The 12,610-nt window shown below is 39.2% G+C and carries 12 protein-coding genes; all 12 read right to left on the bottom strand.

All coding sequences use genetic code 11. From position 1 onward, the window contains the following. Positions 1 to 30: 30 nt before the first annotated feature. On the bottom strand, positions 31 to 1,452 hold the full coding sequence (locus tag JF53_RS16705) for a PTS mannitol transporter subunit IICB (RefSeq protein WP_047982769.1): 1,422 nt from the start codon (positions 1,450 to 1,452) through the stop codon (positions 31 to 33). 407 nt (positions 1,453 to 1,859) lie between these two features. Further along, complete coding sequence (locus JF53_RS16700) at positions 1,860 to 2,126, bottom strand: DUF1292 domain-containing protein (protein ID WP_047982691.1); 267 nt, start codon at positions 2,124 to 2,126, stop codon at positions 1,860 to 1,862. Positions 2,127 to 2,257: 131 nt separating this feature from the next. Then, positions 2,258 to 3,310: a galactitol-1-phosphate 5-dehydrogenase gene (locus JF53_RS16695; protein ID WP_047982690.1), complete on the bottom strand. Its 1,053-nt coding sequence runs from the start codon at positions 3,308 to 3,310 to the stop codon at positions 2,258 to 2,260. 26 nt (positions 3,311 to 3,336) lie between these two features. Next, positions 3,337 to 3,495: a hypothetical protein gene (locus JF53_RS17730; protein WP_169750796.1), complete on the bottom strand. Its 159-nt coding sequence runs from the start codon at positions 3,493 to 3,495 to the stop codon at positions 3,337 to 3,339. 99 nt (positions 3,496 to 3,594) lie between these two features. Beyond that, complete coding sequence (gene deoC, locus JF53_RS16690) at positions 3,595 to 4,266, bottom strand: deoxyribose-phosphate aldolase (RefSeq protein WP_047982689.1); 672 nt, start codon at positions 4,264 to 4,266, stop codon at positions 3,595 to 3,597. 30 nt (positions 4,267 to 4,296) lie between these two features. Further along, positions 4,297 to 5,328 carry a zinc-binding dehydrogenase gene (locus JF53_RS16685; protein ID WP_047982688.1) on the bottom strand — a complete coding sequence of 344 codons (1,032 nt, stop codon included), beginning with the start codon at positions 5,326 to 5,328 and terminating at the stop codon, positions 4,297 to 4,299. Between the two features lie 130 nt (positions 5,329 to 5,458). Beyond that, positions 5,459 to 6,718 carry a galactitol-specific PTS transporter subunit IIC gene (locus JF53_RS16680; RefSeq protein WP_047982687.1) on the bottom strand — a complete coding sequence of 420 codons (1,260 nt, stop codon included), beginning with the start codon at positions 6,716 to 6,718 and terminating at the stop codon, positions 5,459 to 5,461. Positions 6,719 to 6,776: 58 nt separating this feature from the next. Then, the gene (locus JF53_RS16675; RefSeq protein ID WP_047982686.1) at positions 6,777 to 7,061 is read right to left on the bottom strand and encodes a PTS sugar transporter subunit IIB; all 285 of its coding nucleotides are present in this window, start codon (positions 7,059 to 7,061) and stop codon (positions 6,777 to 6,779) included. After that, a complete protein-coding gene (locus JF53_RS16670; RefSeq protein ID WP_047982685.1) occupies positions 7,061 to 7,549 on the bottom strand; it encodes a PTS sugar transporter subunit IIA in 489 nt (162 codons plus the stop codon). Before JF53_RS16670 ends, JF53_RS16675 begins: the two co-directional genes overlap by 1 nt. 32 nt (positions 7,550 to 7,581) lie before the next feature. Continuing rightward, positions 7,582 to 9,648, bottom strand: a complete 2,067-nt coding sequence (locus tag JF53_RS16665) for a BglG family transcription antiterminator (RefSeq protein ID WP_047982684.1) — start codon at positions 9,646 to 9,648, stop codon at positions 7,582 to 7,584. A gap of 228 nt (positions 9,649 to 9,876) precedes the next feature. Next, the gene (gene lpdA, locus JF53_RS16660) at positions 9,877 to 11,253 is read right to left on the bottom strand and encodes a dihydrolipoyl dehydrogenase (RefSeq protein WP_047982683.1); all 1,377 of its coding nucleotides are present in this window, start codon (positions 11,251 to 11,253) and stop codon (positions 9,877 to 9,879) included. A gap of 13 nt (positions 11,254 to 11,266) precedes the next feature. Then, entirely contained in the window at positions 11,267 to 12,604 is a 1,338-nt protein-coding gene (locus JF53_RS16655; RefSeq protein ID WP_047982682.1) for a dihydrolipoamide acetyltransferase family protein, read from the bottom strand. Positions 12,605 to 12,610 lie beyond the last annotated feature (6 nt).

Below are 12,610 nucleotides of genomic sequence, written 5' to 3'. Positions count from 1 at the left end.
TTCACCTCCTTCCAATTGTGTTTTAAACCCTTATTTCTTTAGTCGTTCAACAAGTTCTTCGTATTTCGGGCTATTCAAGAAGTTCTCAACAGAAATATGTTCTGCACCCGGAAGCTTCGCCTTCGCACGCTCCGTTAATTCTTTTTGAGTAATAACGATATCGGCATCACTTGGCAATTCGTTAATTGCACTATTTTTAACAAAGACATCGATATTCGCTTGTTTGAATTTATTCTTAAGGATGGAAGCACCCATTGCACTTGATCCCATACCAGCATCACATGCAAAGATAACTTTATGAACATCCGTTTTAACCGTTGTTGCTGTTTCTGATTCTGCATCAGATTTGTTTAGAGAACCCGCTATTGAGCTCTTCTTACCTTTTAATTCTTCCATTTTCGCAGTTGCGTCACTTAAATCATCTGCTTTTGACTTATCTGTTTTTAAAATAACTGAAGCAATCGCAAATGTTACGGCTGCTGATACGATAACAGCTAAGATAACACCGATATAACTATCTTGTGCAGTCATCGCCAATACAGCGAAGATACTACCTGGTGATGCTGGAGCACGTAGCCCTGCATCGAATAATGTTAAGGTAAACACACCACTTACGCCACCAGCAATTGCTGCTAGTATAAGCATAGGCTTCATTAGAATATACGGGAAGTAAATCTCATGTATACCACCTAAGAATTGGATAACCGCCGCACCAGAAGCAGAGCTTTTCGCAGCGCCTTTTCCGAATACAATAAACGCAAGTAGAATACCAAGACCAACCCCAGGGTTTGCTTCTAGTAAGAATAGAACAGATTTTCCACTTTCTGAAGCCTGTTCAACCCCTATTGGGCTTAAAATACCATGGTTAATCGCGTTGTTCAAGAATAATACCTTTGCTGGCTCAATAATAATATTGGCAAGTGGTAATAGTCCTGCATTAATAATAAAGTCAACACCTGAAGCTAATACATTGTTAAGCCCTTCCACAACTGGTCCAATAATTTTAACAGCAATACCTGCTAAAATCGCACCTAAGATACCAGATGAGAAGTTATTATAAAGCATTTCAAAACCAGATCCAATTTTATCTAGGAACAGTCTATCGATTTGCTTAATGCAATACCCAGCTAATGGTCCTATTAACATTGCCCCCAAGAACATTGGGATATCTGACCCAACAATAACACCCATTGTGGCAATAGCACCAACTACCCCACCACGAATGTCATAGACCATACGTCCACCACTAAATCCAATTAGTAATGGTAGTAAGTATTTTATCATCGGATCTACCAATGCTGCTAAATCTTCATTTGGCCACCATCCATCTGGAATAAACAATGCTGTAATAATACCCCACGCTATAAACGCACCGATGTTTGGCATGATCATACCACTTAAGTAACTTCCGAAACGTTGAACTTTCGCTCGGATTCCTTTGCTTTCTGCCATCATCTTCACTCTCCTATCATGATTATAATCTATTAGTTCTACAATTAAATAATACAGCGCTTTCATGTTTATGAGCAATCTAATCTAAATACGTATTTGTCAAAGCACTCCTTGACAAAATTAAATTAGTTGTTGTCATCAGGTAGGTTATAGTAGTAGGAAAATTGGATTAGGAATAGGATTACCCGATGCATAATCAAGTAAAAAGACATGGTTTTGATTATCCATGTCTTTAGTAAAGGTAGAACTATTTAATTAGTATTTCCAGGGAAATTTACACTATTCGTTGGTACTTTTCCTTTCTAAAAGAACATTGGAAATATTAGATGCTTATTTAAAAAGTGAATTTGGCATATAGAAAACACCCGAGGATATTTACAGTCCTCGCGGTGTTCCTAATCCATTCATTATTCCCCGTCCAAAATCTCATCAAACGCAGCGGATACTTTATCAAATTCATCATCGCTCTCGATGAAAGCTAAATCTCCATCTGAATCGACTTTTAAAAAGAAAATATCAATATCTTCTTCTGTATCCTCCTGCACATCCTCTGCGAAAGCAACGGCAATGTACTCTGCGCCCTCCAAGGTAATGGAAGCTAACACCTCAACATCTTGTTCATCATCATTTTCATCACTAATAGTAAAAACTTCTCCAACTTCAATTGGTTTCATGAGACACTACCTCTCTTCGTTAACTAGTTTATTGTACGAATCCATATAAAAAATTATACATATTTCTTATATTCCCAAGTAGGCTATGATTCATACAAAAACAGCAATGAAATGTAGTGACTCACCATCATTTACTCCCCAGGATGAAAGACAACTTTCACCGAATCCATTTCACGATTCGTTATTTTTTGAAACACATCCGGACCCTCACTTAAGGAAAGTCGGTGCGAAATCATTGGTTCTGACTTAATTTGCCCTGTGCTCATATAATGAACTGTCGAACTCCACTCTTTCCCCGGAAATGGAGAAGAAATGGCATTCCATGAACCATAAACTTTTAGTTCATTTCGAACAATCTTTTCAAAATAAAAGCGTTCAATCGTAATATCCGCATACGGGATACCCATAAATACAATTTCGCCACCTTTACGCGGCAAGGCAAATACTTGTGCCGATGTGATTGGCGATCCAGCTGACTCCACCGCAAGATCTACACCCTTACCATTGGTATAGTCTAATAATTGCTCATGTGCTGGTCGCTTTAAGGAATTAATAACGACATCTGCACCAAGCTCTTTGGCAATCGCCAGCTTTTTATCATCAATATCAATTGCATACACTCGTTTCGCCCCGAAAATTTTCGCCCATTGAACGGCAAGTAAGCCAATGCTACCTACCCCCATAATCGCAACCTCAGCTCCGGGCTGTATACTTGTACGGTAAAAACCATGCGCCACCACAGCTGAAGGCTCAACCAATGCTGCCGTATCATAATCTACATTATCCGGTAATGGAATCACATGGGTTTCCGGAAGAACGGTATATTCGGCATATGCTCCAGGACGATAAGCGCCTATAACAGACAGCTTTTCACATCGAGCAGGCTCACCCTTTTGGCAGCTCTCACATTCTCCACAAACAAAAGCAGGACATCCAGCCACACGATCTCCTACTTTTACCTTGGTTACGTTTGTGCCAACTTCAACTACCTCACCAGAAAATTCATGCCCAAATGTCATCCCTTCAACATATGGTCCAAGCTTTTTATACCGAGATGTGTCAGAACCACAGATACCAACCGATTTCACCTTGATAAGGACATCAAATTCGTTCTCAACCGCAGGCTTTGGGGTCGTCTCTTCATAACGTAGATCCTGAATTCCGTATAAATTAAGTGCTTGCAAAACGATCACCCTTCCATCTATGTCTATTAACTAGCTGATTTATTTTCCCGATTTTTAGTGCTTGTATAAAGCTTATAGACTGCCAGACCAATAATAATCGTGTTAAAGATCAATTGATGGTCAAAGTAAAATGCACTAATTACTCGAAATGGCCCAAGCATAAAATCTAAAAATGAATCCATCATTCCTGTCACCCTCAATCCCTCATAGGATAAATTCGATGCTGCAATATTCTTCTACTCTAGTAACGCTTAAGCTGCAATATTCTTCTACTCTAGTAACACTTAATAAGAAGAAGTGGATACATCACCATTGATAATTGCAACCGCGCCACTTGCTCCGATACGGTTTGCACCAGCTGCCACAATGTTAACAGCATCCTGATAGGTCTTTATGCCGCCAGCTGCTTTAACACCAATTTCAGCACCAGCAACCGAACGAAGTAGCTTAACATCAGCAATCGTTGCACCACCGCCATTAAAACCAGTCGCTGTTTTCACAAAATCTGCACCAGCTTCGATAATTAACTCCGTTGCGGCTATTTTTTCTTCGTCTGTTAACAAGGCAGTTTCGATGATGACCTTAGTTGTTAAGCCATTAGCCGCCTTTACGACTTCCGCAATGTCTTCTTTAACAACAGCATACTCACCAGACTTCAGAGCCCCTAGATTAATGAGCATATCAATTTCAGTTGCGCCATTTCGAATCGCTTCTTTCGTCTCTTCTACCTTCACAAAGGTTGTTGCACCACCAAGCGAGAAACCTATTGGGACACCAACCTTTATTTGATGCTCTGCTAGTAAACTATGTGCATAGGAAACATAGTACGGGTTCACAAAAACCGTCTGAAACCCATTTGCAATCGTCTCTTCGCAAAATTCCTTAATATCCGTTTTCGTTGCCGTCGGACTTAATAAGGTATAATCAATCATCGAAATCAATTGTTGTTTATCCACCTTTATCCCTCCTATAAGACTAGAAGACTATTAATCAATTGGTGTTAATAAGACCTTAATTGCCTCACCGCTCTTAATTACTTGGTAGGCTTCATCCCATTGGGTAATATCAAAAATATGCGTTACAAGTGCCTTGGCATTAACCTTACCTGTATTCATCAATGCAAGTGATGGTTCCCAGTCTGCAGGCTTTTGACTTCTACTACCAACCACACGGATTTCCTTTTGAATGATTTTTTCAAGATCAAAGGAAACCTCTGGCTGTGCAAATAGACCCACCTGTGCGTATTGTCCTTTTTTACGTAGCACATCTAATCCCTGCTTTGCAGCTGGCACCGCACCTGAGCATTCAAATACGACATCTGCACCATACCCATTCGTTAATTCATTCACGAATTCCTTCAAATCCGCTTCCTGTGTATTGACGGTATAGTCAATCCCAACCTCTTTTGCTTTGTCTAATCGTACTTTATCATTCGTTAAACCTGTGATAATAACAGTTGCTCCGCGGCTTTTCGCAACCTGTGCCGCAAGTAATCCAATCGGGCCGGGTCCAATGACTACCACGATATCCCCTTCATAAATATCCGTTTTAGCTACCGCATGATGGGTACATGCTAGCGGTTCTGTCATCGCTGCTGATTGATAGTCCACATGCTCTGGAAGATGATGGACACTCTCTTTTCTAGCGATTAAGTACTTGGCAAAACCACCATCCTGCTGGGTACCTAATCCTTTTCGATGGTTACAAAGGTTGTAATCCTGTGTCTTACAATATTCACATTCGCCGCAAATATAGAACGTTGTCTCTGATGTAACACGATCCCCAATTGTAAACTCGGTTACATCCTCACCAACCTCTACTACTTCTCCCGCGAATTCATGTCCTAATGTTACTGGCGCCGCAACTTTATAGTGGCCTTCATACGTATGAATATCCGAACCACAAATACCGGCATATTTAACTTCAATCTTCACCTGACCCTTACCCACTGATGGCTCAGGTTTATCTTGAACAAAAAGATTACCAAATCCTAATTCCGTCTTAACTAATGATTTCATCGCTGTATCCTCCTCATGGTCATCAGGTCAAGATTGAAGTTGAGACAAAAGCGTGTTAATACTAGTAAATTCAAACTTGAATTTGATAGTTTAATTCCGTCCCAACTTCAATTCCCCTAAGAAATACTACTTAGTTAAACAAATCAAAGATTCTCCAGATTACCCAGTTGATTAAGTTACCACCTTGGTCAATACTTGATACCATTGCAGAACCCTCTGGAAGGTTAATTTTCGCAGTTGTTGCCATTTCCGTGAATACTGGTGCAATATCAGTAGCCATGTACAGTGACAACGCTATCATAATTGCCCCTACAAGAACTGAGTGAACAATGTTACCTTTAGCAGCACCGACAATAAACGCGATTACGAATGGAATCGTTGCTAAGTCACCAAACGGTAAGACATTATTACCTGGTAAAATTACTGCGATTAATACAGTAATCGGTGTTAAAATTAGTGCCGTAGCAATAACCGATGGATGTCCTAAAAGTACCGCTGCATCCAAACCAATCGTGATATCACTATCACCAAACTTCTTATTCAACCAATTACGTGCAGATTCTGATACAGGCATTAAACCTTCCATTAGAATCTTAACCATACGTGGCATTAAGATCATTACCGCAGCCATTGACATACCGATATTGATGATTTCACCAACACCATATCCTGCAAGTGCTCCAATTGCTGCCCCTAAAATTAAACCAATTACCATTGAATCTCCAAATACACCAAAACGCTTTTGGATGGAATCCGGATCAGCATTTAGCTTATTTAAACCAGGAACCTTTTGTAGCCCTTTTACTAAGAAAATAAATGGTGCGTAGGATACAGTACTACCAGTTGCTACAGAAACACCTGGCATTTCATAGAAATCTCTAACCATTGGCGTTGTCCAGTCTGCAATTTTCAAACAAACGATTTGGAACAATACCGCTGCAATTAAACCTTGAATGATACTACCAGAAATAGCGTAGATAACTGCCGCCATAAATGTGTAGTGCCAATAATTCCAAATATCAACATTCATTACTTTCGTTGTTTTCGTAACAAGCATCACAACATTCACTACTAGCCCTAGTGGAATGATAAATGCTGCTACTACGGATGCCCAAGCAATGGAAGACGTTGCTGGCCAACCGACATCTATAACATTCAACTCTACCCCTAATCGATCAACCATGCCCTGTGCTGCTGGTCCTAAGTTAAGTGTTAGCAAATCGATAACTAAGAAAATACCAACAAATGCTACCCCGATAGTTAAACCAGATCGGAATGCTTTACCAGGCTTTTGGCCAAAGAATAAACCTAATAAAAAGATTGCTACAGGAAGGATTACGGTTGCACCTAATCCTAAAAAACCTTGAATAAAATCTACGAAAGATTGCATTCTGTTTTGCCCCCTTTAGTATGGTAACTCGGCTCTTTTTCGGAACCGAGATATCGCCTTATTTTTTCAATTCTTCTAAGATTTGTTGCTTTGTATCTTCAACACCAATTCCAGTTAAGAAAGTTCTAGCATTAATTACTGGGAATGGATATTCTGTTTTTGTCATCGCTGTTGTCACAAGAAGGTCAGCAGTATCTACATAACTATTAACCTCTGCAATTTTGATTTGAACTAGATTGATATCTAAGTTGTGCTCCTTCGCCATTTCTTCAATTGCGCTATTTACAACAGTTGAAGTGGCAATACCAGCTCCACATGCTACTAATACGGTCTTTTTCGCCATTAGTTTTCACCTCCTTTAAGTGCTACTAAATCTAGTTTTTTCTCCAGTAACTCTTTAATTTGAGTAGCGTCTGTTTGCTTCACGATATACGCTAATGTCTCTTCCTCACGAAAAACTTGCATTAACTTTTGCAAAAGTGTTAGCTGTGAGTGTGCTTCATCCATCGCTAGCATAAACACTAACTGTACTGGGGTAGTTTCACTATCATCCCCCATAATGACAAAGTCCACTGGGTTTTTCAGGACTGCAACACTTATCGTTTTTTGTAGGACATGCTCAACATCTGTATGTGGAATCGCTACAGACACACCTGCTGTTGGTAAACCAGTCGCAAACTCAGACTCTCGTTTTAAAATAGCCGGAATAAAACTTTCCTTCACTAATCCTTTATCGACTAGATTCTGTGCCACTGTCTCTAGCACGTCTTCCTTTGTTGTTGCCTCTACATCTAGTAATATGACAGACTCATCAAAAACTAAGTTACTCATTGTTGTCACTCCACTTCTTTTTTCAATAGTTACTAGCTCAGATCCTTAGAATAATGTTCAATAATGTCATAAATTTCTTCAGGCGAGTTGGCCTGTATCAACTTATTTCGCTCGCGCTCTGAACCAACTAGGTTCATCAACTGCATCAGAGCGTGAATATGTTGTTGCTTATCGACTGCAGAAATTGCAATGATGACATGAATACGATAATCATTTAAATACGTAACGCCATCCTTAATTTGCAAAAGACTCATTCCCACTTCAAGCGCCCCGTCCTCTGGAGCAGCATGTGGTATGGCAATACCAGGAGCAATTACGATATAAGAATCCTTCTCGCAATACTGAATCATCGCATCCACATAGCGTGCTTCAATTTTCTCCTGATCCAAAAGCGACTTAGCACTTAAGCGTATCGCATCATCCCACGAAGCTACTGAAGCCGTTGTCGTAATGCTCGATAAATTAATCAATTCATTAAGGTTAATATACTCGCCTAAATTTTGTTTCACATACTGACTATCCTCCACCGGATTTAAGTAGTTCACTAACGCTTCAGCGAGTGCCTTTTTATCATGAATCGTTGTATGATTACTAATGATTTCGAGCAGCTTGTTTATATTAATCTCCTCCGGAACATAGCCGTGGAGTCCAAGCATCACTTGCTTCCGTAAGCGGTATTTTTCTTCCCGCCCGAGAAATACTTTTGTTACAAAAAGTTTCTTATCTGTTTCCAGATTAATCGGCGAAAAGATCACATCGAAATCCAATGGATACTTCAGAAACTCCCTTACTGATAAGTAGTCTAAAAACACAAACTCTGGAAAAAGCTCTTGTAGCTCATTAAACATCAGCCGAGATACAGATACACCTTGCGGACAAACAACAATGGCTTTTACCTTCTTCTCAATACTTTCACCGTGTTTATTCATCCATCCCCCAATCAACATCGTAATGTAGGCGATTTCATTATCAGGAATATCCTTTCCAACTAGCTCTCGTAATGGGCCAATCGATCGTTTAACTAAATGATGTATTTCTTTAAACTCTTTACTCAATGACCCTTGGAAAAGGATGGTATCCGTAAGCTGATACTTGATTCGGTAATAAGCTGGTTTAATATGCTGCATTAGCTTATCCAGGAGCTGCTCCCGGTCCTGAAGATAAATACAAGCACTTTTTTCAAAATGTCTTAACACATTATCAATTGCTGGTAGTAAATCTGGTATCACTTCTTCTGCTGAGATTTCGGAGGAAAAGACATTTGTCGTAAGCAAATGTAGCGTAATAAATAAGCGCTCTGACACCGGAATATCTTCTAAGTTATGCAAAAGATCCTCAGTAGCTTTATATTCCTTCGTGTTGGCTAGCTCTTCATAACCAATGGCAAAGTTATCTATTATAAAACCCTTTTGGATCCTTCTTAAAATTAGAATTAAAATATAGGGCATTGTTTGTAGCTTCTCATCGGTGAACTTCAGACTCAATTGATTCTCTACACCTTCAACACGCTGTTTGAACGCTGTTAACTTCTCCTGGTGAATGCCAGTGATATCCCGTAATCTCTTTTCTCCATTATTCATTTGTAGCATGTGATACGTAACATTCATGAGCAAATTACGTATTTGAAATTCTTTCCCCTCAATCAGATAACCTAGCTTTCTAGAATAACGAAGGCTTAAATCAAATTTTTCTACATATGCTTGAACTTGCTTTAAATCATTTAGAACGGTGTTTTTACTTACATTTAACTCGTAAGTAAAATGATTAAGCGACAACTCCTCCTCTGAACTAAGAATCATCATCATAATTAACTGAGCTCTCTGTTCTTCCTTCAGGATTGTATTGTCTAAATCCGTGGTGACATTCTCATGACTACCACTTAGCTTCGTAAAAACAGCTTGATCAATGACAAAATGTCCTTGCCTTGTTCGTTCAATGATTGGAAGATCATTACGGATCAGCCAATCATTTATTTTGTCCATTGTATAACCTAGCTGCCTACGAGTTAAATCAAATTTCTTCTCAAGTGCAACACTTGTAATACTAGGATTGCTTGTCAATTCATCTAGGATTTTCTTGCTTCGATCACTTAGTACCACTTGCATCTCTCCTTGACATCTTCATTGTAACACCCATTATACACCATTTGTATCCGTTTTCATCGCAAATAGTTGAACATTTAATGTACAATACTGTGATTTACATTGGTGATTGAAGTGAATACATAACTATCATACCAGTTAAACACACAGTTTATTAATAATTTTGCGATATTTTTCTTCATAAAAAATCCGAACAGAAGATTTTCTTCCATTCGGATTTTGCTTTTAACTATAGTGAATACCTTTTCCTAACCATGCGGCTGCATTTTCAAACAACGCTTCTGATACAGTAGGATGTGGGAAAATCATGGATTCTAATTCCTCCACAGTGCCCTCAAGGTGCATAAAGGACGTTGCTTGACTTATCATTTCAGTTACATGAGCACCAACCATAACAACGCCAAGTACTTCGCCATATTTATCATCAGCTATCACTTTAACAAATCCGTTATTTTCTTGAGCCGCAATTGCTTTTCCGTTGCCAGCTAAGTCTACCGTTTGTGTTCGTACGGTGTATCCTGCTTTTATAGCGTCTGCTTCAGTCATTCCTACACTAGCAACCTCAGGAAATGTATAAATACAACGTGGCATAGCAAGATTCTTCGTCGTAGGATTTCCTAGGATATGATTTACTGCCTGAATTCCTTCTTCACTTGCAGCATGAGCTAACTGGTACCCACCAATTAAATCTCCTATAGCATAAATACCCTCAAGTGATGTCTGCATGTATTTATCTACTTTTACATATTTGCCGTTAAATTGTAATGGTAAATCCTTTATGCCCATTAGATTAGGAATACGTCCAACAGAAATGAATACACTATCCGTTTCCAGCGAAACCTTTTCACCGTTTTTCTCCATTTCAACAATGGTCTTACGGGCTTGCTTGACACCTGTTATTGCTGAACCTGTATGAATAGTTATTCCTTCCTTCACGAACTGCTTAGTTAAAAATTTTGATACATCAATATCTTCCGTAGGCAATAGGCGATCTGCCATTTCTACGATTTCAACATCGGTACCTAGACTATTAAATACACATGCTATTTCTAATCCAATAACACCGCCACCAACTATTACTAGATGAGAAGGCACATTTTCAATATCAAATATGGTATCACTAGTATAATAGGTAATTTCCTCAAGTCCATTGATGGGTGGTATGAACGGTTTCGATCCATTTGCTAGGATAACTTTTTGTGCTTGGATTTCTTCTGTACCATCCTTCAATTCAACAGTAACTCGTTTATCAGAATGAACTGTTCCATATCCTTGATAGACAGTGATTTTATTCTGTTTAAGTAATCCTTTAATTCCATTTTGAAGCTGGTTAATCACTTGATTCTTGCGATTAACCATTGACTGGATTGAGAAAGAGACATCTCCTACGCTAATTCCAAAGTTCTCCGCTTCATTAATTTGGTTTAAAACTTCTGCATGCTTTAACCATGTTTTCGATGGAATACACCCTCGATTTAAGCAAGTTCCTCCAAGTTCCAGCCCTTCAACTAGTGCAACAGTTAAGCCAAGTTTAGCGGCTCGTATTGCAGCGACATAACCACCAGGGCCACCACCTATAATCACTAAATCCACTGTTTTCATATTGTAGTTCCCCCTAAACCAACAGACTATAAGGTTCTTCTAGGCTATTCTTCAATTCTGTTAAAAACGCTGCAGCTGGAGCACCATCAATTACGCGATGATCAAATGAAAGACTAAGAACCATCATCGGTCGAACTTCGACAGAGCCAGCAATTACGACTGGCTTTTCTACTATTCTCCCGACACCAAGGATGGCGGTTTCTGGTGGATTAATAATCGGTGTAAACCCATCAATCGCATACATTCCTAGATTACTAATCGTAAAAGTACTTCCACTCATTTCATCAGGTGTTAGCTTGTTCGCTCTTGCTTTTTCCCCTAATTCTTTGCTTACCTTCGTTAGTTCTGCCAATCCTTTTTTATTTACCTGTTTAATTGAAGGTACTATTAGGCCATTCTCTAGCGCAACAGCCAATCCAATATTGACATCGTGATTTGTTACGATTTCGTTATCTACTAAGGAGGCATTTATTTTCGGATGGTTTTCCAGAACTTGCGCAACTGTTTTCATGATAATTTCAGTATACGATAGTCGATAACCTGTCTGCCTTTCCACAACCGGAAGCAAAGATTTTCTCAGATTCATTGCTTTACTCATATCCACATCACTTGTTAACGTGACATGTGGAATTGAACGAACACTAGCTAGCATTTTATCAGCAATCGCTTTACGCAACCCTTTGAGTTTGACCCGTTCTCCAGTGTTTGTTTGATTTGTATGCTGTTGATCTTTTCCTTCTATAAAACTAATTACGTCTTGTTTTTCAATTTTACCTTGGGCGCCAGTTCCAGTTACCAGGTTCAAATCAAGATGATGCTCCTGTGCTATTTTATTAGCTAGAGGCGTAACCAATGTTTTATTATTACTTACCGCTTGTAAAACATCTCGTTCTTGAATGCGACCTTTTGGACCTGTGCCCTGGATGGTATTTAGTGCTACTTCATGCTCACGAGCGATCCTTCTCGCCGAGGGTGTTGCTCGAATTTTATCCAGCTCTATACTATCCCCTTCACTTAACTGAAGCTTCTCATCAATTGTTTTGACTTCTTGATTGTCCGCAATTTCTTGATCCGTTTCATTTCCCAGTGGTGGGCTTTCAGGAACGACTTCCTCTAGTCCACCAATATACCCAATAACCGTATTAACGGGTATTTCATCATCCTCTTGGTAATACTTCTTCAGTAAGATACCTTCTTCATAAGACTCAACTTCGATATTAATTTTATCTGTCATGATTTCAAATAACGGTTCACCTACTTCAACGGTATCACCTTCCTCTTTAAACCATTGAAGCAATGTTCCTACTGCCATCGTACTGCTTAGCTTTGGCATAAAAACCTCTTTTGCCATGAAGAA

The organism is Ornithinibacillus contaminans, assembly GCF_001038425.2.
GTDB lineage: Bacteria > Bacillota > Bacilli > Bacillales > Amphibacillaceae > Ornithinibacillus > Ornithinibacillus contaminans.
This window is presented reverse-complemented; position numbering and strand designations above follow the sequence as displayed.